The sequence below is a fragment of the Sphingomonas carotinifaciens genome (assembly GCF_009789535.1).
Taxonomy (GTDB): Bacteria; Pseudomonadota; Alphaproteobacteria; order Sphingomonadales; family Sphingomonadaceae; genus Sphingomonas; species Sphingomonas carotinifaciens.
Map to the genome: position 1 here is coordinate 176,981 of NZ_WSUT01000005.1, position 21,695 is coordinate 198,675.

Annotated in this window: 20 protein-coding genes and 2 tRNA genes; 10 read left to right on the forward strand and 12 right to left on the reverse strand. The window is 66.5% G+C overall.

From position 1 onward, the window contains the following. The first annotated feature begins 192 nt into the window (after window positions 1-192). From GQR91_RS02860 to GQR91_RS02875, 4 genes are all read left to right on the forward strand, one after another. Window positions 193-2,799: a TonB-dependent receptor gene (locus tag GQR91_RS02860; protein ID WP_149681088.1), complete on the forward strand. Its 2,607-nt coding sequence runs from the start codon at window positions 193-195 to the stop codon at window positions 2,797-2,799. A gap of 102 nt (window positions 2,800-2,901) precedes the next feature. Next, on the forward strand, window positions 2,902-4,023 hold the full coding sequence (locus tag GQR91_RS02865) for a sensor histidine kinase (protein WP_112381388.1): 1,122 nt from the start codon (window positions 2,902-2,904) through the stop codon (window positions 4,021-4,023). Continuing rightward, window positions 4,020-4,826 (forward strand): LytR/AlgR family response regulator transcription factor, encoded by an 807-nt coding sequence (locus GQR91_RS02870; protein WP_112381389.1) that lies wholly within the window; start codon window positions 4,020-4,022, stop codon window positions 4,824-4,826. Before GQR91_RS02865 ends, GQR91_RS02870 begins: the two co-directional genes overlap by 4 nt. Before the next feature lie 112 nt (window positions 4,827-4,938). Beyond that, window positions 4,939-6,795 carry an ABC-F family ATP-binding cassette domain-containing protein gene (locus tag GQR91_RS02875; protein WP_149681472.1) on the forward strand — a complete coding sequence of 619 codons (1,857 nt, stop codon included), beginning with the start codon at window positions 4,939-4,941 and terminating at the stop codon, window positions 6,793-6,795. Window positions 6,796-6,834: 39 nt separating this feature from the next. On the opposite strand, the gene GQR91_RS02880 is transcribed toward GQR91_RS02875, so the two are convergent. Beyond that, window positions 6,835-7,095 (reverse strand): DUF3297 family protein, encoded by a 261-nt coding sequence (locus GQR91_RS02880; protein ID WP_149681089.1) that lies wholly within the window; start codon window positions 7,093-7,095, stop codon window positions 6,835-6,837. Window positions 7,096-7,172: 77 nt separating this feature from the next. Next, the gene (locus tag GQR91_RS02885) at window positions 7,173-7,559 is read right to left on the reverse strand and encodes a hypothetical protein (RefSeq protein ID WP_149681090.1); all 387 of its coding nucleotides are present in this window, start codon (window positions 7,557-7,559) and stop codon (window positions 7,173-7,175) included. 130 nt (window positions 7,560-7,689) lie between these two features. On the opposite strand from GQR91_RS02885, the gene GQR91_RS02890 reads away from it, so the two are divergent. Beyond that, on the forward strand, window positions 7,690-8,088 hold the full coding sequence (locus tag GQR91_RS02890; protein WP_149681091.1) for an EVE domain-containing protein: 399 nt from the start codon (window positions 7,690-7,692) through the stop codon (window positions 8,086-8,088). Here the strand turns inward: GQR91_RS02890 and GQR91_RS02895 are convergent. Beyond that, window positions 8,085-8,897 carry a shikimate 5-dehydrogenase gene (locus GQR91_RS02895; protein ID WP_149681092.1) on the reverse strand — a complete coding sequence of 271 codons (813 nt, stop codon included), beginning with the start codon at window positions 8,895-8,897 and terminating at the stop codon, window positions 8,085-8,087. The two genes, GQR91_RS02890 and GQR91_RS02895, sit on opposite strands and share 4 nt — an antisense overlap. A gap of 288 nt (window positions 8,898-9,185) precedes the next feature. After that, window positions 9,186-11,027: a translational GTPase TypA gene (typA, locus tag GQR91_RS02900; protein WP_149681093.1), complete on the reverse strand. Its 1,842-nt coding sequence runs from the start codon at window positions 11,025-11,027 to the stop codon at window positions 9,186-9,188. Window positions 11,028-11,192: 165 nt separating this feature from the next. Here typA and GQR91_RS02905 point away from each other — a divergent pair, with 165 nt between their 5' ends. Continuing rightward, the gene (locus GQR91_RS02905) at window positions 11,193-12,401 is read left to right on the forward strand and encodes a toxic anion resistance protein (RefSeq protein WP_149681094.1); all 1,209 of its coding nucleotides are present in this window, start codon (window positions 11,193-11,195) and stop codon (window positions 12,399-12,401) included. Between the two features lie 6 nt (window positions 12,402-12,407). Beyond that, window positions 12,408-13,133, forward strand: coding sequence for a hypothetical protein (locus tag GQR91_RS02910; protein WP_149681095.1), 726 nt, complete (start codon window positions 12,408-12,410; stop codon window positions 13,131-13,133). Window positions 13,134-13,136: 3 nt separating this feature from the next. Here GQR91_RS02910 and GQR91_RS19085 read toward each other — a convergent pair whose 3' ends face one another. The 4 genes from GQR91_RS19085 to ubiA all read right to left on the reverse strand — a co-directional run bounded on the left by GQR91_RS19085 (window position 13,137) and on the right by ubiA (window position 16,746). Then, window positions 13,137-13,301, reverse strand: coding sequence for a hypothetical protein (locus GQR91_RS19085; RefSeq protein ID WP_162527070.1), 165 nt, complete (start codon window positions 13,299-13,301; stop codon window positions 13,137-13,139). A gap of 385 nt (window positions 13,302-13,686) precedes the next feature. Further along, window positions 13,687-14,466, reverse strand: a complete 780-nt coding sequence (locus GQR91_RS02915) for a 3'(2'),5'-bisphosphate nucleotidase CysQ (RefSeq protein WP_149681096.1) — start codon at window positions 14,464-14,466, stop codon at window positions 13,687-13,689. Next, complete coding sequence (locus GQR91_RS02920; protein WP_112381398.1) at window positions 14,459-15,805, reverse strand: TldD/PmbA family protein; 1,347 nt, start codon at window positions 15,803-15,805, stop codon at window positions 14,459-14,461. Before GQR91_RS02920 ends, GQR91_RS02915 begins: the two co-directional genes overlap by 8 nt. Window positions 15,806-15,837: 32 nt before the next feature. Next, the gene (ubiA, locus tag GQR91_RS02925) at window positions 15,838-16,746 is read right to left on the reverse strand and encodes a 4-hydroxybenzoate octaprenyltransferase (protein WP_149681097.1); all 909 of its coding nucleotides are present in this window, start codon (window positions 16,744-16,746) and stop codon (window positions 15,838-15,840) included. Window positions 16,747-16,764: 18 nt separating this feature from the next. Between ubiA and GQR91_RS19090 the strand changes: the two genes are divergently transcribed. Continuing rightward, on the forward strand, window positions 16,765-16,986 hold the full coding sequence (locus GQR91_RS19090) for a hypothetical protein (RefSeq protein WP_170295642.1): 222 nt from the start codon (window positions 16,765-16,767) through the stop codon (window positions 16,984-16,986). Window positions 16,987-16,992: 6 nt separating this feature from the next. On the opposite strand, the gene ppk2 is transcribed toward GQR91_RS19090, so the two are convergent. Further along, window positions 16,993-17,748 (reverse strand): polyphosphate kinase 2, encoded by a 756-nt coding sequence (ppk2, locus tag GQR91_RS02930; protein ID WP_149681098.1) that lies wholly within the window; start codon window positions 17,746-17,748, stop codon window positions 16,993-16,995. Window positions 17,749-17,805: 57 nt separating this feature from the next. On the opposite strand from ppk2, the gene GQR91_RS02935 reads away from it, so the two are divergent. Together GQR91_RS02935 and GQR91_RS02940 are read left to right on the forward strand one after the other, a co-directional pair. Further along, on the forward strand, window positions 17,806-18,549 hold the full coding sequence (locus GQR91_RS02935) for a 16S rRNA (uracil(1498)-N(3))-methyltransferase (RefSeq protein WP_149681099.1): 744 nt from the start codon (window positions 17,806-17,808) through the stop codon (window positions 18,547-18,549). A 45-nt stretch (window positions 18,550-18,594) separates the two neighbouring features. After that, entirely contained in the window at window positions 18,595-19,968 is a 1,374-nt protein-coding gene (locus GQR91_RS02940) for a glutamate--cysteine ligase (protein ID WP_149681100.1), read from the forward strand. A 101-nt stretch (window positions 19,969-20,069) separates the two neighbouring features. On the opposite strand, the gene GQR91_RS02945 is transcribed toward GQR91_RS02940, so the two are convergent. From GQR91_RS02945 to GQR91_RS02955, 3 genes are all read right to left on the reverse strand, one after another. Continuing rightward, complete coding sequence (locus GQR91_RS02945; RefSeq protein WP_149681101.1) at window positions 20,070-21,341, reverse strand: methyltransferase family protein; 1,272 nt, start codon at window positions 21,339-21,341, stop codon at window positions 20,070-20,072. Between the two features lie 83 nt (window positions 21,342-21,424). Next, a tRNA-Gly gene (locus tag GQR91_RS02950) sits at window positions 21,425-21,498 on the reverse strand. A 41-nt stretch (window positions 21,499-21,539) separates the two neighbouring features. Continuing rightward, window positions 21,540-21,625: transfer RNA gene (locus tag GQR91_RS02955), tRNA-Tyr, on the reverse strand. Window positions 21,626-21,695 lie beyond the last annotated feature (70 nt).

Below are 21,695 nucleotides of genomic sequence, written 5' to 3' on the forward strand. Positions count from 1 at the left end.
GGCTCCATTCGCCTTGCAAACGCCACAATCCGTGGCTTTTTTGCAACGCAACAAAGACAACGACGAAAAGTCTGCCAGACTGCGCCACTTGGGCTTTCTTTGTCATGGAACAGAAATAAAAGCCCGCCAAGGGCCGCTCTAACGGCGATGACGCCGCGGATCCGGAGCCCGGGCTCTAAGGGGACTTATTCCATGCGTACCATGCTCTGCAGCGGCGTTGCCTTTGCTGCGCTCATGATTCCTGCTGCTGCCTTTGCGCAATCGACGGGTACCGTCGAGGCCGAGGAAGGCTCCGAAATCGTCGTTACTGGCAATGGCGGCCCGGTTACAATCAGCGGCGTGCAGATTCCCGATGCGCCCAAGGCACGCGCGGTCATCACGCAGGAACTGATCGAGCGCCGCGCGCCCGGCCAGACGATCCTCGACACGCTGAACCAAGTTCCGGGTGTCAGCTTCACCAACAGCGACGCCTACGGCTCTTCGGGCGGCAATATCCGTATCCGGGGCTTTGACGGCAACCGCATCGCGCTGACGTTCGACGGCATTCCGCTGAACGACTCGGGCAACTATGCCATCTATTCCAATCAACAGCTCGACCCCGAACTGATCGATCAGGTGAACGTCAACTTCGGCTCGACCGACGTGGACTCGCCAACGGCCGCTGCCGCGGGCGGCACCATCAACTATCGCTCGCTCGTTCCATCGGACAAGCTCAGCGCGACTGGTGTCTACTCGCGCGGTACCAACGACATGAATCGTGCGTTCGTATTGCTTCAGACCGGTGAACTCACATCGTTCGGCACGAAGGCCTGGGTTTCTGCGTCGAGCCAGAAGTATGACCAATTCCGTGGGCCGGGCACGATCTACAAGCAGCAATATAACGGCAAGATCTACCAGCCGCTGAACGATCGGGGCGACTTCATTTCGGTTGCGGCACACTACAATCAGAACCGCAGCTACTTTTACTCAAATCCGAGTCTGGCAAATCTGCGCACCGTACTCTCCGCCGCAACGGTGCCTGCCGCAGGCAGCGGCGCTTCGCCTGTGACGATCGACCTTGATCGCGCCCAATACGATCAAGTGTTCGACGACCGCAGCAGCGCCTTTCGCTATGATTATACCTGCTCGCTGCCCTCCGCTTCGGCCACTGCGGGCAACAACGCCGTACAGGACGACCGCGCTGCATGCGGCAACGTCTACACCACCGCCTATAATCCTTCGAACACCGGCAACGTCCGCCTGAACTCACGCTACACGATCAGCGACAAGCTGCTCGTCTCGTTTGACGGCGCCTATTCTTGGACGCGCGCAAACGGCGGCGGTTCGACCATCTTTGCCGAGCAGGATGCAGCCGCGTTCAACGCAGCCGGCACCTCAAATGCATCGGGGGTCAATTCCTACCAATATTCGCGCTTGGGCGCCGGCGTTGCGACGGGCGTGGACCTGAATGGTGACGGCGATCTGCGGGATTTCGTCCGCGCCTATTTCCCGTCGAACACGCGGACGCAGCGCTTCACGGCGATTGCGGGCGTGCGCTATCAGATCGATGACAACAACCTCGTTCGTCTGGCCTACACCTGGGATCGCGCACGTCATCGTCAGACGGGCGAAGCGAGCCTGCTGCGGGGGGACGGACGCCCGCTTAGTCCGTTTAGCGCGCTGGACGGCGAGGGCCCCGGTGCGATCCTGGATGCACAGGGTAATGTTCTGAACAAGCGTAACCGCCTGTCCTACGCCATCCTCCACCAGATCTCCGGCGAGTATCGCGGGTCGTTCTTCGAGGACAGCTTCAAGGTCGCTGCCGGCCTTCGCGTACCGTTCTTCCGCCGTAATCTGACCAACTATTGTTACACCATCGGCGGCCAGTCAAACGACGCGTACTGCACCTCACAGACGTCGGCGCAGGTCACGGCGCTAGACACGCGCCTCACGTCGGTAACGCTGGGCGCTCCTTACGCCAATCGCATCAAGACCTATGATGCGATCCTCCCGAACGTGGGCTTCACCTACGACTTCACGTCCGCAATCAGCATGTTCGGCAGCTATTCGAAGGGCCTGTCGGTACCGCGTACCGACAACCTCTATGGGTTCGATGACGTCACCATCTCCCCGGTGCAGGCGGTGGAACCGGAAAAGACCGACTCTTTCGACCTGGGATTGCGTTACACGGATCGCCTGATCCAGGCTCAGGTCGCGGGCTGGTACATCAAGTACAAGAACCGCATCATTTCGACCACGACCCTGCTCGAAGGCAACCAGACGCTCAGCGTCGATCGCAACGTGGGTGCGGTGAAGAGCCATGGTGTCGATGCAAATATCGGTATCCGCCCGAGCCGTCACTTCTCGCTGTATGGCTTCGGCTCCTACACCATTGCTCGTCTCCAGGAGGACGCTCGTGATCCGCTGACCACTGCGGTGATCCTCCCGACCGCCGGCAAGTTCGTCGTGGAAACGCCGAAGTGGCAATATGGTGGCCGTGCGCAGTTCGACTTCCAACCTGTCTCGATCGGCGTCCAGGCCAAGCACACCGGCGACCGCTGGGTCACCGACGTGAACGACCTGAAGTCGGCGGGCTACACGCTTGTCGATCTGGATGCGCGCATCGACCTCGCTTTTGCAGGTCTGGACCGCACCTTCCTTCAGCTGAACGTCAGCAACCTTCTGAAGGAGCGGTATTTCGGCAACTTGACGACGGCAGGCAACGCATTCCCGCTGGTCGCGAACGGTTCGACCGGTACGCCGCGCTTCACCTTCGGCGCACCGCGGACCTTCATTGGTACGATCCACTTCGAGTTCTGATCCGCGCCACCGCCTGACCGAAGGCCGTCGCTCCCTTGACCGGAGCGGCGGCCTTCGCCGTTTTTGCACCGGCGCCCGGGTGCGTGTAGAGCCGGCATTGCAATGGCCACGTCTTCGCTCGCTGCCCCTTCGCGTCCGCCGCTGTCCGCACGGCCGTTTTTCGAGAACAAGGCGCGCGCCTTCTGGATTTTGCAGGCGGCCGGGTGGACCGGCTATCTCGTCCTGCGCAGCGTGGTGGCGATCTCGAACGGCTTCTCGCTCGAAAAGATCATCCCCGTCATCATCGAGGCGATCCTGGGCTATTGCATCACGCTGCTGCTCTCGACGCTCTATGGCTATTACCGGCGCATCCCGCGCATCGCGGGCGTGTTCCTGACGCTGGCGACGCTCAGCGCGGCGACGTTCCTATACGCCTCACTCAACGCCTTTTCCTTTTCGTTCATCACCAAACCCACACCCGGCGTCACCCTGGTCCTGCTGCTCGGCACGCTGTTCCTGAACCTGGTGGTGCTAGCCGGCTGGTCCGCACTCTATTTCGCGATCAACTATTACCTGATCGTCGAGGACCAGATGGACGAGATGCGCGCGCTGGAGCTGCAAGCGTCGTCCGCGCAACTGGCGATGCTGCGCTACCAGTTGAACCCGCATTTCCTGTTCAACACGCTCAATTCCATCTCCACGCTGGTGCTGCTGAAACAGACCGAGCGGGCCAATGCGATGCTCAGCCGGCTGTCGTCCTTCCTGCGCTACACGCTCGCCAACGAGCCGACCGCGCATGTGACGGTGGCGCAGGAGGTGGAAACGCTGAAGCTGTACCTCGAAATCGAGAAGATGCGCTTCGAGGAACGCCTGCGTCCCAGCTTCGAGATCGATCCCCGCGCCGAACGCGCCCGCCTGCCCTCGCTGCTCCTCCAGCCGCTTGTTGAAAACGCGATCAAATATGCCGTCACTCCGCAGGAGGAAGGCGCCGAGATCGCGGTCAGCGTGCGGCTCGCCGGGCAATGGGTGCAGATCGGCGTATCGGACAGCGGTCCCGGCTTGCACGAGGTGCGGCATTCGCCAAGCCTTTCAACCGGTGTGGGGCTCTCCAATATCCGGGAGCGGCTGGCGCAGGCTTATGGCCTGCACCACCGCTTCGAGACGCGCTCCGCGCCCGCTGGCGGGTTTTCGGTCCATATCGAGATCCCGTTCCAGCTCGAGACTGTGAATAGAGAGGCCGCATGACCATCCGTACCATCCTCGTCGACGACGAGCCTCTGGCGATCCAGGGACTGGAGCTTCGCCTCCAGGCGCACGACGACGTCGAGATCATCGAGAAATGCATGAACGGGCGCGAGGCGATCCGCGCGATCAAGACGCACAAGCCCGATCTGGTCTTTCTCGACATCCAGATGCCCGGTTTCGACGGCTTTTCGGTCGTCCAGGGGCTGATGGAGGTAGAGCCGCCGCTCTTCGTCTTCTGCACCGCCTATTCCGATCACGCGCTGCGCGCGTTCGAGGCGCAGGCGGTCGATTATCTCATGAAGCCGGTTGACGAATCGCGACTCGGTGACACGCTCGACCGCGTCCGCCAGCGCCTGGCCGAAAAGCGCGGCGCCAACGAGACCGAAAAGCTGAAGGAGGCGCTGGCCGAGCATGCCCCCGAGGCAGCGGCCGACCTGACCGCCGACGGCCCCGGCGGCGAGCATGCCTCCAGCCGGTTCGAAAAGCTCATCAACATCAAGGATCGCGGCCAGATCTTCCGCGTCGATGTCGACACGATCGAACTGATCGAGGCGGCCGGCGATTACATGGTCATCAAGACCGGCGACAATTCGCTGGTCCTGCGCGAAACGATGAAGGACCTCGAAAAGCGGCTCGATCCGCGCCGCTTCCAGCGCGTGCACCGCTCGACCATCGTCAATCTCGATCTGGTCAAGCAGGTGAAGCCGCACACCAATGGTGAATGCTTCCTGGTGCTCGACTCGGGCGCGCAGGTGAAGGTCTCGCGCTCCTACCGCGACGTGGTGGCGCGCTTCGTCCACTAAGGCATCCCTGTCCTGAGGGCATCCGGAGGGGGGTCGGCCAGCGATGGCCGGCCCCTTTTGCCTTGCCGCACCCCCCGTGACGCCGGGCCTGCAAAATGCTAACGGCGCGCGCATGCTCAATCTCAACGGCATCACCGTGCGGCTCGGCGGCCGCACGATCCTCGACCGCGCATCGGCCGCGCTCCCGCCCGGCAGCCGCGTTGGCCTGATCGGCCGCAACGGCACCGGCAAGTCGACGCTCGTCCGCGTCATCGCTAGGCAGTTGGAGGCGGACGAGGGTGCCGCCGAGATGCCGCGCGGCAGCCGCCTCGGCTATATCGCGCAGGAGGCGCCTTCGGGCACCGCGACCCCGTTCGACACGGTGCTGGAGGCCGATACCGAGCGCGCCACGCTGATGGTCGCGTCCGAGACGGAAACCGATCCCGACAAGCTGGGCGACATCTACGAACGGCTGATCGCGATCGACGCCTATACCGCCCCGGCGCGCGCCGCGACGATCCTGAAGGGGCTCGGCTTCGACGAGGAGATGCAGGGCCGCCCGCTCGACAGCTTCTCGGGCGGGTGGAAGATGCGCGTCGCGCTCGCCGCCTTGCTGTTCTCCGCCCCCGACGTGCTGCTGCTCGACGAGCCGTCGAACCACCTCGATCTCGAAGCGGTGATGTGGCTGGAGGATTTCCTGAAATCCTACCGCGCGACCATCCTGCTGGTCAGCCACGAGCGCGATTTTCTCAACAACGTCGTCGATCACATCCTGCACCTGCAGGGGGGCAAGGTGACGCTGTATGTCGGTGGCTACGACTCGTTCGAGCGGCAGCGTGCCGAGCGCATGGCGCAACTGGCCGCCGCCAAGGCGAATCAGGACGTGCAGCGGGCCAAGTTGCAGGACTATATCGCGCGCAACTCCGCCCGCGCCTCCACCGCCAAGCAGGCGCAGAGCCGGCAGAAGATGCTCGCCAAGATGCAGCCGATCGCGGAACTGGCGAACGACCCGTCGCTGTCCTTCGACTTCCCCGATCCCGACGAACTGCGCCCGCCGCTCATCACGCTCGACATGGCGACCGTCGGTTATGCCGAAACCCCGATCCTGAAGCGGCTGAACCTGCGCCTCGATCCGGACGACCGCGTCGCCCTGCTCGGTCGCAACGGCAACGGCAAGACGACGCTTGCCCGCCTGCTCGCCGCGCAACTGGCGCCGATGGACGGCGAGATGAACGCGTCCGGCAAGATGCGCGTCGGCTATTTCACCCAGTATCAGGTGGAGGAACTCGACGCGACGGACACGCCGCTCGAACACATGACCCGCACCATGCGCGGCGCCAGCCCGGCGGCGGTGCGTGCCCAACTCGGCCGCTTCGGCTTCTCGGGCGACAAGGCGACGACGCTGGTCGGCAAGCTGTCGGGCGGCGAGCGTGCCCGCCTCGCGCTGGCGCTCATCACGCGGGACGCCCCGCACATGCTGATCCTCGACGAGCCGACCAACCACCTTGATGTCGATGCGCGCGAGGCGCTGGTCCAGGCGCTGAACGGCTATAAGGGCGCCGTCGTGCTGGTCAGCCACGATCGCCACATGCTGGAAATGACCGCCGACCGGCTGGTACTGGTCGATCAGGGCACCGCGCGCGAGTTCGACGGGACGCTGGACGATTATATCGCCTTCGTGCTGTCGGGCGACAGCAAGCCTGCCGAGTCCAAGCCCGCCAACAAGGCGGATCGCAAGGCGTCGGCGGCCTACAAGGAAGCCGAAAAGGCCCGAAAGAAGCTGATCCGCGAAGCCGAGGCGGAAACGGCGAAGCTCACCGCCGAGCTGACCGAGATCGACCGCGCGATGTTCGATCCCTCGACCGCTACACCCGCGCTTGCCAAACTGACGATGTCGGACCTGATGAAGCGCCGCGCAGCGCTACAGGATCAGCTGGAGGCCGCCGAAACCCGCTGGATGGAAGCGAGCGAAGCGCTGGAAGCCGCCTGAACTTACTCCCTCTCCCCAAAGGGGAGAGGGCACATACACTTACTCGTCCGCGTCACCCGCAGCCGGATTCTCGATCCACGCCTCCACCGGGCCGGTCAGCTTGATCGTCAGCGGCCGGCCGTGCCGGTCCATCTTCTTGCCCAGCGCAACGCGGATCCAGCCCTCGGAAATCGAATATTCCTCGACGTCGCGGCGTTCCTGCCCCTTGAAGCGGATGCCGACCCCGCGCTGGAGCAGGTCCTGGTCGAAATAGGGGCTGTCGGGGTTCGTCGAAAGACGATCGGGAGGCGTATCGGTCATGCCCCGCGCTTAGCCTCGGGCCCATCGGCTTGCCAAGCAAAAGCGGCGCCGGATCGCTCCGACGCCGCCCGAGGCTATCAGTCGCAGATCCGGACGCGGACGTTGCGGCCCCAATAGGGGTCCCACCGCCAGTCATTCCAGCAGCGCGGCTGATAATAGGCGCGCGGCGGTGGCGCGTAATAGCGATCATAGGCGTAACCGCGATCCGCATAATAGCCGCGGTCATAATAACCGCGATCATAATAGCGATTGCGGTTGTTCGACGCGATCGCCGCACCGACGCCCAGTCCCAATATGCCGCCAAGCAGCGCGCCTGCGGCAACATCGCCGCCGCGGTCGCGGTGATGCCACCCGCCGCCATAGCCCCGCCCGCGCCAGCGCTGCGCATCCGCCGGCGCCGCCGCGGCAAGGACCGTCGCGGCCAGCGTCAGTCCAAACCCTGCCTTCTTCCATCCATGGATCATCTCGAACCTCCGATACTGACACGCCCGGTCCGCTGGAGACAAAAACGCGTAAAGGTGCGAGCGTGTTGCCTGTCATGCCGGTTTCGGGCTGAATGGTCGCGGAACTGGGTGTTTAGATGGGGTTCAGGCGATGGGTCACTGGCTGCTGAAGTCCGAGCCGGACAGCTATGGCTGGGACGATCTGGTCCGCGACGGCGGCACCGAATGGGACGGGGTACGCAACAACGCGGCCGCCGGGCATCTCCGCGCCATGGCGGCGGGCGACGAAGCGCTGATCTATCACAGCGGCAAGGACAAGGCGGCGGTCGGCATCGCGCGTATCGCCCGCGCGGCACGGGCTGACGGCGACGACGGGCGCTGGGTGTCCGTCCGCGTCGAACCCGTCCGCCCCCTGCCCCGCCCCGTCACGCTTGCCGCGATGAAGGCCGAACCGGCGCTTGCCGACATGGCGATGCTTCGCCAGTCGCGCCTGTCCGTCTCGCCGGTCACCGATGCCGCATGGCAGGTGCTGATGCGCCTGGCGGGTTAGCCGCGCGCGAACGCCGCCGCCTCGTCCACCTGCGCGTCCGTCGGCCGCACACCCGTATAGAGCACGAACTGCTCCAGCGCCTGCAGGGTCGCCACCTCGGTACCGGTGATCACCCGCGCGCCCGCCGCGCGTGTGGCGCGCAGGAAGGGCGTCTCCGGCGGATATTGCACCACGTCGAAGGCGATCGCGGCCCGTTCGATCATCGCTGCGGGAAACGCCAGCCTCTCGGCATCGGCGCCGGTCATCCCCAATGGCGTCACGTTGACCAGGATCGGCGCCGCCCCCTCCGCTTCCCCGCGCCACGCAAAGCCGTATAGCGCGGCCAGCCCCCGCCCTGCCTCCTCGTTGCGCGCGACGATCGTGCCGTGCGCGAAGCCCGCATCGCGAAACGCCGCCGCCACCGCCTTGGCCATGCCCCCCGATCCGCGCAGCACGAACGGCGTCGCCGGATCGATATCGGCGATCAGCGTGCGCACCGCGCCGTAATCGGTGTTGTGGCCCGTCAGGCGCCCGTCGTCGTTGACGATCGTGTTCACGCTGTCGATCGCCGCCGCGCTCGGCGCCAGATCGTCGATCAGCGAAATCACCGCCTCCTTGAACGGCATCGAAATCGCGCAACCGCGAACGCCCAGCGCGCGGATCCCCCCGATCGCCGCCGGCAGGTCGGTCGTGCTGAACGACTTGTAGACATAGTCCAGCCCGGTCAGCTCATAGAGCCGGTTGTGGAACCGCGATCCATAATTGCCCGGCCGCGCGGACAGCGACATGCACAGACGCGTATCGCGCCCGATCGGAGGTTTCTGCGTCATGCCCCGCCCTTTAGCGGATCAGGCGCGGTTCGGAAAATCCGGTTCACGCGAAGACGCGAAGACGCGAAGACATGGTGTTCGCTCTAAGGCGCAGAGGCGTGGGGAGAGAAATACGAGCCGAAGGCTCACGCTCGACAACCGGCGCGGCATGTCTCCCGGCCGAACGGGTCCGCTACGGCGAGACCGGACGCACGCTCTCCGCGCCTCCGTGTGACCCGAACCTTCTTCGCGCCTTCGCGTCTTCGCGTGAACAAAAAAGGCCGGACGTTTCCGCCCGGCCCCTTAACCTTATGCCGCTTCCTTCGAGCGCGCGGCGCGCTTGCGCTCGTGCGGGTCGAGATGGCGCTTGCGCAGGCGGATCGACTTGGGCGTCACCTCCACCATCTCGTCGTCGTCGATATAGGCGATTGCCTGTTCCAGCGTCATCTTCTTGGGCGGGGTCAGCCGGATCGCATCGTCCTTGCCGCCGCTCGCGCGGAAGTTCGTCAGCTGCTTCGCCTTCATCGGATTGACCTCCAGGTCATCCGTCTTGGCGTTCTCGCCGATGATCATGCCCTCATAGAGCGCCTCGCCGTGGCCGACGAACAGGATGCCGCGATCCTCCAGCGGCCCCAGTGCATAGGACTGCGCCTCGCCCGCACCGTTGGAGATCAGCACGCCGTTCTTGCGGCCCTCGATCACGCCCTTGTACGGCCCGTAACGCTCGAACAGCCGGTTCATGATGCCGGTGCCGCGCGTGTCCGACAGGAACTCGCCGTGATAGCCGATCATGCCGCGGCTGGGCGCGGAGAAGGTGATGCGCGTCTTGCCGCCGACCGAAGGACGCATGTCGGTCAATTCGGCCTTCCGCAGGTTCATCTTCTCGACGACGGTGCCCGAATGCTCCTCGTCCACGTCGATGATGACGGTTTCGTACGGCTCGGTCCGCTTTCCGTCCTCGTCGGTGCCGAACAGCACGCGCGGACGGCTGATGCCCAGCTCGAAGCCCTCGCGGCGCATCGTCTCGATCAGCACGCCGAGCTGAAGCTCGCCGCGCCCGGCGACTTCGTAGCTGTCGCGGTCCGCGGCCTCGGTCACCTTGACCGCGACGTTCGACTCGGCCTCGCGGAACAGGCGGTCGCGGATCATGCGGCTCGTCACCTTGCTGCCCTCGCGGCCCGCCATCGGCGAGTCGTTCACGGCAAAGCGCATCGACAGCGTCGGCGGATCGATCGGCTGCGCGTGCAGCGCCTCGGCCACGCTGATGTCGGCGATGGTGTTCGCCACGGTCGCCACGGTCAGGCCGGCCAGCGAGATGATGTCGCCCGCCTTGGCTTCGTCCACCGGCACGCGGTCCAGCCCGCGGAACGACATGATCTTGGACGCGCGACCCGTTTCGACGATGTTGCCGTCGTTATCCAGCGCATGGATCGGCTGGTTGATCTTCACCGTGCCCGAATTCACCCGGCCGGTCAGGATGCGGCCCAGGAAGTTGTCGCGGTCCAGCAGCGTGACGAGGAAGGTGAACGGCGCATCCACGTCCAGGTTGGGCGGCGGCACATGGTTCACGATCGTCTCGAACATCGGGATCAGCGTGCCTTCGCGCGCGTCCATGTCGGTCGAGGCATAGCCGTTGCGGCCCGAGGCGTAGAGCACGGGGAAGTCGAGCTGTTCGTCATTGGCGTCCAGCGACACGAACAGGTCGAACACCTCGTCCAGCACTTCCTGGATGCGCGCATCGGGGCGGTCGACCTTGTTGACCACCACGATCGGCTTCAGGCCCAGCGCCAGCGCCTTGCCGGTCACGAACTTCGTCTGCGGCATCGCGCCTTCCGACGAATCGACCAAGAGGACGACGCCGTCGACCATCGACAGGATGCGCTCCACCTCGCCGCCGAAATCGGCGTGTCCGGGGGTGTCGACGATGTTGATCCGCACGCTCTCGCCACCGTTCGGCGGGGTCCAGTCGACCGAGGTCGGCTTGGCCAGAATGGTGATGCCACGCTCTTTTTCGAGGTCGTTGGAATCCATCGCACGCTCTTCGACGCGCTGGTTGTCGCGGAAAGTGCCCGACTGGCGGAACAACTGATCGACCAGCGTCGTCTTGCCGTGGTCGACGTGCGCGATGATCGCCACGTTGCGGAGGCTCATAAGGTTCTCTTGTTCGGAAAAGGGATGTTGCGCGCGCCCATAGCCGAAATGCCCGCCCGTGGGAAGGGCGGTGAACGATCTCTGGCGATATATTGAAGCAATACACTTGAAGCGCGCGCCGTTCCTCGCCAGACTCTGCGCAAAGGCACTGGAGACGCAAAGCAAATGGCGACGACCCCCGAAACCGTGCAGGAGCTGAAGCTTACCCCGCCCGATCCGGTGCCCAGCGTCGCACCCGCCAAGGCCGCGGGGCTCGTCCCCGTCGATGAAAAGACGCGCAGCCAGCTCGATACCCGCGTCGACGGCTTCGTCGCCGATCTGGTCGCGCAGGATGTGAACAGCCCCGAATTCGGCCGCCGCGTCGATGCGATCACCGCCATGGGGCAAAAGGAGATCCGCGAGGCCGCCGGCCAGTCCAACCGCTTCCTCGATCGCCCGGTGCGCGCGATGGATCAGGAATCGGGCGTCGGCAAGGACCTGACCGAGCTGCGCCGGCTGGTCGAAAGTCTCGACCCGGGCCGGCAGGGCAATCTGTCCGCACCCAAGAAGCTGCTCGGCATCCTGCCTTTCGGCAACAAGATGCGCGACTATTTCGATGGCTATCGCTCGTCGCAGACGCATATCGCCGCCATCCTTAAGAGCCTGTCCTCGGGTCGCGACGAACTGCTGATGGACAATGCCGCGATCGATACCGAGCGCGCCAATCTGTGGGCGGCGATGGGCCGGCTGGAACAGATGATCCACCTGTCCAAGGCGATGGACAGCAAGCTGGAGGAGACCGCCAACGATCTCGACCACAGCGATCCCGCCAAGGCCAAGGCGATCCGCGAGACGGCGCTGTTCTACACCCGCCAGCGTACGCAGGACCTGCTGACCCAGATGGCGGTCACCGTGCAGGGCTATCTGGCGCTCGACCTGGTCAAGAAAAACAATGTCGAGCTGGTAAAGGGCGTCGACCGCGCTTCCACTACCACCGTCTCGGCGCTGCGCACCGCGGTCACCGTCGCACAGGCGCTCGCCAACCAGAAGCTGGTGCTCGACCAGATCACCGCGCTCAACTCCACCACCGCCAATATCATCGATTCGACGGGCAAGCTGCTGCGCAGCCAGACCGCGCAGATCCACGAACAGGCGGCGGCCTCCACCATCCCGCTGGAAACGCTGCAACGCGCCTTCCAGAACATCTACGACACGATGGACGCGATCGACACCTTCAAGCTGAAGGCACTCGATTCGATGAAGACCACCGTCACCGCGCTCGGCTCGGAGGTGGACAAGTCCAAGGGATATATCGCCCGCGCCGAGGGTGCGCAGCAGGGCCGGCTGGCCGGTCCCGGCGGCGGCACGTCGTCGTTCAAGCTGGAGGCGCTGTAAGCCGCGATGCCCACGCCCCGCTCCCAGGAAGTCGATGCGCAGATCGAGCGTGCGCGCGAGGTCATGGCGCGCATCTCGCAGGATTATCGGGGCGCGGGGCGGCGCGTGCGGCGCAAGGCGACGTCGCTGCTCCGCCGGCTGATCGCCATCGCGCTGGCCAATGCCGCGCTGCTCGTCGCCGCGATCGTCGCCGGGCTGATCCTGCCCGGCGGCATCGGCCTGTTCGGCGCGCTGGCGGTGATGTTCCTGATGGTCGCCGTGACGCTGGGCATCGCGCTGGCGCCGGCCGGCCGTGCGCCCTCCCCCGCCAAGCTGGCGCAGGTCGACATCAAGGCGCTGCCGGCGCAGACCGAACGCTGGCTGGAGGCGCAGCGCCCGATGCTGCCCGCCCCGGCCGCGACGCTGATCGACCGCATCGGCCTGCGCCTCGATACGCTGTCGCCGCAACTGGCCGCCGTCTCCAACGACAGCGCGGAAGCGCAGGAGGTCCGCCGCCTGATCGGCGAGCAGCTTCCCGCCTTTGTCCGCGATTACGAACGCGTCCCCGATACGCTGCGCCGGGTCGAGCGCAACGGCCGCACCCCGGACGCGCAACTGGTCGACGGCCTGCGCCTGATCGAACAGGAAATCGCCGATATGACCGGCCGGCTTGCCCAGACCGATCTCGACAGCCTCTCGACCCGCGGCCGCTTTCTGGAGATGAAGTACCGGGAGGGCGAGGGCACGAACTGACCGTCAGGCCCCGCCAATCCCCTCCACCACCGTACCCGTACCGCCGCAATTCGGGCAGTCGCCATCATCGATCGTCCCGCTACCCCCACAGCGCGGACACACATTCTCGCCGGTGCCGGGCGTCCCCTCGGGCGCGACGTCGCCGGGATTGATCGCTTGCTGGGCCATGGACATTCTCCTCGCCCCATCAACGCATTACGGACAAGCAGGCTCCAACACGATCCCCTCTCCCCACCGGGGAGCATCAGGTCGTCCATGCCGGGGGGCATGGACGACCTGATGCTGGAGGGGCCCGCCGCGAAACGGTGGGAAGGTGAGGGGCAGCCCAGCAGTGCTACGGTTTAGAGCCTGATGACTTTACCTAATCCGTTCGTGCCGAGTAGAGATCGAGTAGCTCCGCAGGAGCGTATCGAGAGCGCGTATCGAGGTACCGCCCCGCGCACTGACCTGTTCATCTCGATACGCGGATTTGCCGCTACTCGATGACTATTCGACGGTTATTCGAGACAAACGGATAAGGGTTGGTCCTCATCTCACTGCAATTCAGGCAGGCCTACCCGGCCCCCCGTGCCGCCAGCCGCGCCACCGCGGCCTCATGCAACCCGCGCGCCGTCACCAGCACCCCGAAATCCCGCGGATCGGGCTTGTTGAACCGCAACGCCCCACCCCGCGCATCCGAAACCCCCGCCCCGGCCTCGGCCGCGATCAGCACGGCGGCGGCAACATCCCACTCATTGCCCCACCGCATCGTCGCCACCAGATCGGCTTCATCCGCCGCGACCATCGCGATGCGCAGCGCGATCGAATTGGGCTTGGCCACCGCCACCAGGTCGCGGTCCACCTTGGGCAGCACGTCCACCGGCACCCGCGCCCCCGCCATGTCGTGCCGCTCGCCCACCGCGATCCGCCCGCGATTGCGCGTGGCGCCCTGCCCGATCGTGGCGACCCAGGCTTCTTCGCGTGCCGGTGCGTCCAACACGCCGATCACCGGCCGACCATCCTCGATCAGCGCGATCGACACCGCCCAGCCGGGCCGCCCGCGAATATAGTCGCGCGTGCCGTCGATCGGATCGACCACCCACACATGCCGCCGCGCCAGCCGGTCGGGGCGGTCCGCGGTTTCCTCGGACAGCCATCCCGCCTCGGGCAACAACGCCATCAGCCGTGCGCGCAGCATCGCGTCGACATCCAGGTCGACCTCGCACACCGGGCTGCCGGGCACCTTTTCCCAGCGGCGAAACTCACCGCCCCAGCGCGCCATTGCCATGGCGCCGGCCTCGCGCGCGATCTCCGCGACCGCAGGGGTCAGAGTGGCGGAGACCGGATCAGCCACCCGCGATCGTCATCCCGTCGACGCGCAGCGTCGGCACGTTGATGCCGTGGCGGAATTCCAGATCGTTGGCCGGGGTCATCGCGCGGAACATCTCCTTCAGGTTGCCTGCGATGGTGAACTCCGCAACCGGCCCGGCGATCCCGCCATTCACGATGCGAAAGCCCGCGGCCCCGCGGCTATAGTCGCCGGTGACGCCGTTCACGCCCTGTCCAATCAGCTCGGTGACGTAGACGCCGTCGGCGATGTCGGCGATCAGCGTCTCGACCGGAACATGGCCCGCCGCCATGTAGAGGTTGCTGGTCGACACGCCCGGCGCGCCGCCGACGCCGCGCGCGGCATGGCCGGTCGGCTCCAGCGACAATTGCCGGGCCGATGCCGAATCGAGCAGCCAGGTCTGCAACACCCCGTCCACCACGATCTCGGTCGGCGATACCGGCAACCCCTCGCCGTCGAACGGCCGCGAGCGCAGCCCGTGCGGCCGGTGCGGGTCGTCCAGGATCGCGATGCCCGGCGACAGCACCTGCGTGCCCAGCGCGTCCAGCAGGAAGCTCGTGCGCCGCGTGATCGCGGCCCCGGCGATCGCCCCGATCAGATGCCCGACCAGCGAGGATCCGACGCGTCGGTCGAACACCACCGGCATCGGCCCGCTTGCCAGCTTGCCCGGATCAACCCGCGCCACCGCCCGTTCGCCCGCCAGCCGCCCGATCGCGTCGGGCGCATCCAGATGCCGCCGCCGCCGTGCGCCGTGATGCGCGTAATCGCGCTGCATCGCCCCGCCCTCACCGGCCAGCACCGCCACCGACACGCCGTATCCGGTCGCCGCATAGCCGCCGGCAAAGCCGTGGCTCGTCGCCAGCGCATAGACGCTGCGCGAGGCGGAGGCGCCGCCGCCTTCCGAATTGGTCACCCCCGCCACCGCCAGCGCCGCATCCTCCGCCGCCAGCGCGGCATCGCGCAGCGATTCCGGGCTCGCCTCGCCGCCATCGTCCAGGTCGAGCAGCGGCGGCGTGCCGTGCAGCAGCCGGTCCTGCGGCGCCAGGCCCGCCCAGGGATCTTCCGGCGCCTCGCGCGCCATGGCCAGTGCGCGCTCCACCATCCGGTCGAACGCATCGCCCGACAGGTCGGAGGTGGAAACGCTTGCCGATCGTCGCCCCACAAAGACGCGCAAGCCCAGCTCCTCGCTTTCGGAGCGCCCGACATCCTCCAGCTTGCCCAGCCGCACCGACACGTCCAGCGCGGCATCGGCGGCAAACACCGCATCGGCGGCATCGGCGCCGGCGGCGCGGGCGCGGGAGACGATGTCATGTGCCCGGTCGCGGGCCTGGTCGGGGGTCAGCATAAGGAGCACTTAGGGGGTGCCCGGCCCTGTTGCTACCCTGCGGTGCCCACCACGAAGCATGCCAGGAACATCAACAGCCCGGCAAAGCGGTTGGAGCGGAAGCGGTGCAGCGCGCCCGCCCCGTCGTCCGGCGCCAGCGTCGCCACCTGCCACGCCAGATGCCCCGCCACCGGCACCAGCGCGACCGGCGCCAGCGGATCGGGCCTGACCATCCACACCGCCCCCGCCCAGCACAGGAGCGCGACCAGGTAGAACAGTGCCACCCCCGCCTTCACCCGCGACCCCATGCGCAGCGCCGAGGACCGCACCCCGATCAGCGCATCGTCCTCCCGGTCCTGCAACGCATAGATGGTGTCATACCCGATCACCCACGCGATCGACCCGGCATAGAGCAGCCACAACGGCGCCGCGAGGTCGCCCGCCACCTCCGCCCACCCGACCAGCGCCGCCCATGAGAATACCAGCCCCAGCCAGGCCTGCGGCCACCAGGTGATCCGCTTCATGAACGGGTAGGCCGCCACCGGCGCCAGACTGGCCAGCGCCACCCCGGCCGCCAGCGGGCGCAACTGCACCAGCACCACCAGCCCGATCAGGCTGAGCGCCACCAGCCACGCCCAGGCCAGCTTCACCGACACCAGCCCGCTGGGGATCGGCCGTGCGCGGGTCCGCGCCACCTGCGCGTCCAGATCGCGGTCGACGATGTCGTTGAACACGCACCCCGCCCCCCGCATCGCGATCGACCCCAGCAGCAGCCACAGGATGAGCGACCACCGCTGCATCGCCCCCCCCGCCAGCGCCACGCCCCACGCCCCGGGCCAGAACAGCAACCACCACCCGATCGGCCGGTCGAACCGCGCCAGCAGCGCCAGCCCGCGCATGGTCGGTGGCAGGCGGCCCACCAGGCCGCGATGCTCGCTGTCGGGAACGATGTCGATATGCATGCGCAACGGGTTATGGGCGTGGCACGTGGTACGCAAGGGCGCGTGCGGCTATGGTGGCACGATGCCGCCCCCTGCCCCCCTTCTTCCGTGATTGGCCTGTCGGTCGCGGTCGGCCGTTTCGTCGAAGCGTTGTTCTGGGCGATCCTGCGCGTCGCCGGGCTGATCGGCGGCGTCGCGCTGCTGGTCGCGGCAGTGATCGTCGTCGCCTGGGTATTGATCCGCCGCCGCCGTCGTCGCTGACCGGTCCTACCTGGCCAGCCGGCCGTCGGTGATCGCGTCGATGTCGAATGGGAACAGCACCTCGCGGTCGGGCGCCTTCACCGTATCGGCGATCTCGGCCGGCGCGACGCTTTTCAGCAGGTGGCGCATGATCGCCAGCCGCGCCGCCTTCTTGCTGTTCGCCCGCACGCAATACCAGGGGCTGAGCGGCGTATGCGTGCGGGTCAGCATGGTGTCGCGCGCCGCCGAATAGTCCGTCCATTTGTCCTGCGCCACCGCATCCATGTCGGACACCTTCAGCATCTTGAGCGGATCGGTACGCCGCGCCTCCAGCCGATCGGCCTGTTCGTCCTTGTCGATGTCCAGCCACAGCTTGACCAGCTTGATGCCGCTTTCCACCAGCATCCGCTCGAAATCGGGCGCATCGCGCAGGAACGCCTCCTGCTCGGCGGCGGTGGAAAAGCCCATCACCACCTCCACCCCCGCCCGGTTGTACCAGGACCGGTTGAAGATCACGAACTCGCCCGCGGCCGGCAGATGCGTGGCATAACGCTGGAAATACCACTGCGTCCGCTCCCGGTCGGACGACTTGGGCAGCGCCACGACCCGCGTCGAACGGACCGACAGATGCTCGGTGATCCGCTTGATCGCGCCGTCCTTGCCCGCGCCGTCGCGCCCTTCCAGTACCAGCACGACCCGCTCGCCCGACTGCGTCATCGCGGCCTGCGTGCGGACAAGCGCCAGTTGCAGCGCGGCGAGATCGCGGTCGTAATGTTTTCCCATAGCTGGGCAGAACGCGCAGGCTTCGAAAAGGTGCGTCGGCCGTGTAAAGGCACCGCCATGCCCGCCACCCCCGCCTGGCCGCCGCAATCGACGCCGCGCCTGTTCATCGACCAGCCGCTCGCCCCCGGCACCGTCCGCATCGACGGCCCCGCCGCCCATTACCTCCTGTCCGTGATGCGCACCCGAGTCGGCGATCCGGTCAAGCTGTTCGACGATCGCACGGGCGAATGGCTGGGCATCGCCGCCGTGACGGGCAAGCGCGACCTGACGCTGGACGTGACCGAGCTGCTTCGTCCGCGCGAACCCGTGCCCGATCTCTGGCTGTGCGCCGCACCGCTCAAGAAGAACAGGGTCGACTGGATGGCGGAAAAGGCGTGCGAACTGGGCGTCGCCCGCCTGACCCCCGTCGTCACCCGCCGCACCGTGGTGGACAAGCCCAATACCGAGCGGCTGCGCGCCCATATGATCGAGGCGGCCGAGCAATGCGCCCGCACCGCGCTGCCCGAACTGGTCGAGCCGGTGAAACTGCCCGCCCTGCTGCGCGACTGGCCGCAGGAGCGCACCCTGTTCTTCGCGGACGAGACCGGCGGCACCCCCGCGGCCGCCGCCTTTGCCGCGCACCCCGGCCCCGCGGCCGTCCTGATCGGCCCCGAAGGCGGCTTCGACGCCGATGAGCGCGACGCGATTCGCGCCCTGCCCCAGGCCGTCGGCATCGGTCTTGGCCCCCGCATCCTGCGCGCCGACACCGCTGCCGCCGCCGCTGTTGCCTTGTGGATGGGGGTATCGGGCGATTGGGCTTGATTCACCCTATGGCGCAGCCCCTTCCCCACGCGTAAGGGCCCGTCCATGACGACCAAATCCGCCTCGGCCAGCAAGAGCGATCCCATCGAATCGCGCGATCAGCTCATTCAGAGCTTCGCCCGTGGCGAGAAGCCGCGCGACCGCTGGCGGATCGGCACCGAGCATGAGAAATTCGTCTATGCGCTCGGCGACCACCATGCCCCGTCCTATGACGAACCATCGGGCATCCGCGCCCTGCTCGGCGAGCTGACCCAATATGGCTGGCAGCCGGTCGAGGAAGGCGGCAAGGTCATCGCCCTCGCCGGCAGCGACGGCACGGTCAGCCTGGAGCCCGCGGGCCAGTTCGAGCTGTCGGGCGCCCCGCTCGACAATCTGCACCAGACCTGTGCGGAAACCGGCCGCCATCTCGCTCAGGTCAAGGCCGCGGGCGAGACGCTGGGGATCGGTTTCCTGGGCCTCGGCATGTGGCCGGACAAGACCCGCGCCGAATTGCCGATCATGCCCAAGGGTCGCTACGACATCATGCGCCGCCACATGCCGCGCGTCGGCAGCCTCGGCCTCGACATGATGCTGCGCACCTGCACGATCCAGGTGAATCTCGACTATGCGTCCGAGGCCGACATGGCCAAGAAGTTCCGCGTCGGCCTGGCCCTGCAACCGCTCGCCACTGCGTTGTTCGCCAACTCGCCTTTTACCGAGGGCAAGCCCAACGGCCTGCTGTCCTATCGGAGCCATATCTGGTCGGATACCGATCCCGCGCGCACCGGCATGCTGCCCTTCGTGTTCGAGGACGGCTTCGGCTATGAACGCTACGCCGACTATATGCTCGATGTGCCGATGTACTTCGTCTACCGCGACGGCCGGTATATCGACGCGGCGGGCCTGTCGTTCCGCGATTTCCTGAAGGGCGAACTCTCCGTCCTGCCCGGCGAGAAGCCGACGCTGGACGACTGGAACGACCATCTCTCCACCGCCTTCCCCGAAGTGCGGCTCAAAACCTTTCTGGAGATGCGGGGCGCCGATGGCGGCCCGTGGAACCGCATCTGCGCGTTGCCGGCGCTCTGGGTCGGGCTGCTCTACGACGATGCCGCGCTGGATGCGGCATGGGACATGGTCAAGCACTGGACGCTGGACGAACGCCAGGCGCTGCGCGACGCGGTTCCTGCCCAGGCGCTTGACGCACCCATCCCCGGCGGCGGACGCCTGCGCGATATCGCCGCGCCGGTGCTCGACATCGCCCATGCCGGCCTTGCCGCCCGCGCCCGCTTCAACGGCGCCGGCGACAACGAAACCGGCTTCCTCGATCCGCTGCGCGAAATCGTCCGCACCGGCAAGGTCCCCGCCCAGACGCTACTCGACCGCTACAACGGCGCATGGAACGGCGACCTGTCGAGGGTCTACGAAGAAGAAAGCTTCTGACTTCTACCCTCTCCCCCTCTTGGGGAGAGGGAGGGGCCCGCTGCCGTAAGGCAGTGGGAGGGTGAGGGGTCGTCACGGGGCGTGGCCCCTCGGCTCGCTGCTCACCCTTTCCGAAGAACCCACCCAAAAAACCGCGGCACCGTCCCATACCGCGCCATCCACGCGCTATACGCCACATAGTCCGGATCGGCGCCCAGATGCCGCTCCTCGGTCCTGGCCCGCCAGTAATAGACCCCGCTGACCACCCCCAGCAGGATCGTCGCCCGCCCCGCATCCACGACGCTGCCCGTCGACAGGACCGGGATGGTCGAGATCCACCAGAACAGGTTCTTCGACAGATAGGCCGGATGCCGGGAGAAGGCGTAAGGCCCATGGGTCAGGATGCCGCGGTGGGTCAGGTTCGAAAAGCGCACGCCGAACGCCACCGTCGCCCAGGCATAGATGGCGGTCAGCGCGACCAGCACCGCGCCGATCACGCTCAGGATCACCGGATGCCCGGCGAACCAGTGGCTCCACTCGGCGGTGCCCGGCCGGTAATCCAGCGGACCGCCATCCGACATCAGGATGAACGGCGGGTAGCAGATCAGCGCCGCCGTCCACCCGGCCGCATAGGGCGTCGCGGAACGGATATGCGCATCCAGGGGCCGCATGGTCAGCACATAGCCGACGGTCGCAAACGCCACGTCGATCAGGAACATCAGCGTGATCAGCCAGTTGGCCAGCGCCACCGGGTCGTGCAGCACGGTGGCCGTGTCCCCGCGCACGAACTCGCCGAACCCCGGCGGCACGACGGCCACCATGAACGCCAGAAAGAACGCCTTCACGCCCCAGGCGCGCAAATGGCCGTAAATGGCATCGCGATCGACCCCGCTTTGCCCGGTCAGCCACGCCCCCAGGTGCCACGCCCCGTCGCGCGGCGCGACCAGATAGCGGTCGATCCACAGCACATAGGCGATCGATGCGACGAGCAGCACCGGGGCGGCGTGGGTGAAGCACCACATGGCAAAGGCGAAATGCCCCTGCCAATAGAATCGCCCGGTGGCATAGATGATCGCGATCCCGCCCCAGGTCGCCCACAGACCGGCCAGCTTGGTCAGGCTGATGTCCAGCGTGTCGCGCCAGGCTTTGCGCATCCCCCAGTCGAGGCCGGTCGATGGCCGCCGGTGCACCTTGTCCACGATCAGCAGCCACAACACCATCGGCACGCCGCACGCCACCAGATTGACCAGCGCCGCATAAGGCCCGTCCAGGTGCAGCGCGCGTGCCGTCGCGATCCACGCCACCGCCCCGGCCAGACCGGCGAGGCCGACACCATGGCTCACCGCCGATGCGGGCCTTTTTGCGCAAGGCTGGAGCGTGGGATCGTGCAGCATGGCACCCGGCATAACCGGCATTTGGTAAGCATCGCGTGAAGCCGCGTCACGCCGCGAGGCATCGGTCATCGATGGGGGGAAGTTGGAGCGGGTAACGGGAATCGAACCCGTGTATTCAGCTTGGAAGGCTGCTGCACTACCATTGTGCTATACCCGCCCGCATTCGACGCCGACACACGCATAGCCCATCGGCGATAATGGTGGAAGGGACTGGATTCGAACCAGTGTACGCTCACGCGGGCAGATTTACAGTCTGCTGCCTTTAACCACTCGGCCACCCTTCCGGGGTGTCGCTCCCGAAGAGCGAGGGCGCCCAATGCCGATTCGATGCCGCCCTGTCAACGGGGTTTGGGT

Excerpts from the sequence above, each read along its gene's own strand:
- GQR91_RS02940 (WP_149681100.1), top strand. The coding sequence starts at position 18,595 with ATGACGACCAAATCCGCCTCGGCCAGCAAGAGCGATCCCATCGAATCG.
- GQR91_RS02910 (WP_149681095.1), top strand. The coding sequence starts at position 12,408 with ATGCCCACGCCCCGCTCCCAGGAAGTCGATGCGCAGATCGAGCGTGCG.
- GQR91_RS02875 (WP_149681472.1), top strand. The coding sequence starts at position 4,939 with ATGCTCAATCTCAACGGCATCACCGTGCGGCTCGGCGGCCGCACGATC.
- GQR91_RS02860 (WP_149681088.1), top strand. The coding sequence starts at position 193 with ATGCGTACCATGCTCTGCAGCGGCGTTGCCTTTGCTGCGCTCATGATT.
- GQR91_RS02870 (WP_112381389.1), top strand. The coding sequence starts at position 4,020 with ATGACCATCCGTACCATCCTCGTCGACGACGAGCCTCTGGCGATCCAG.
- GQR91_RS02880 (WP_149681089.1), bottom strand. The coding sequence starts at position 7,095 with ATGACCGATACGCCTCCCGATCGTCTTTCGACGAACCCCGACAGCCCC.
- GQR91_RS19085 (WP_162527070.1), bottom strand. The coding sequence starts at position 13,301 with ATGGCCCAGCAAGCGATCAATCCCGGCGACGTCGCGCCCGAGGGGACG.
- typA (WP_149681093.1), bottom strand. The coding sequence starts at position 11,027 with ATGAGCCTCCGCAACGTGGCGATCATCGCGCACGTCGACCACGGCAAG.
- GQR91_RS02920 (WP_112381398.1), bottom strand. The coding sequence starts at position 15,805 with ATGCTGACCCCCGACCAGGCCCGCGACCGGGCACATGACATCGTCTCC.
- GQR91_RS02905 (WP_149681094.1), top strand. The coding sequence starts at position 11,193 with ATGGCGACGACCCCCGAAACCGTGCAGGAGCTGAAGCTTACCCCGCCC.
- GQR91_RS02895 (WP_149681092.1), bottom strand. The coding sequence starts at position 8,897 with ATGACGCAGAAACCTCCGATCGGGCGCGATACGCGTCTGTGCATGTCG.
- GQR91_RS02890 (WP_149681091.1), top strand. The coding sequence starts at position 7,690 with ATGGGTCACTGGCTGCTGAAGTCCGAGCCGGACAGCTATGGCTGGGAC.
- ppk2 (WP_149681098.1), bottom strand. The coding sequence starts at position 17,748 with ATGGGAAAACATTACGACCGCGATCTCGCCGCGCTGCAACTGGCGCTT.
- GQR91_RS02935 (WP_149681099.1), top strand. The coding sequence starts at position 17,806 with ATGCCCGCCACCCCCGCCTGGCCGCCGCAATCGACGCCGCGCCTGTTC.
- GQR91_RS02885 (WP_149681090.1), bottom strand. The coding sequence starts at position 7,559 with ATGATCCATGGATGGAAGAAGGCAGGGTTTGGACTGACGCTGGCCGCG.
- ubiA (WP_149681097.1), bottom strand. The coding sequence starts at position 16,746 with ATGCATATCGACATCGTTCCCGACAGCGAGCATCGCGGCCTGGTGGGC.
- GQR91_RS02865 (WP_112381388.1), top strand. The coding sequence starts at position 2,902 with ATGGCCACGTCTTCGCTCGCTGCCCCTTCGCGTCCGCCGCTGTCCGCA.
- GQR91_RS02945 (WP_149681101.1), bottom strand. The coding sequence starts at position 21,341 with ATGCTGCACGATCCCACGCTCCAGCCTTGCGCAAAAAGGCCCGCATCG.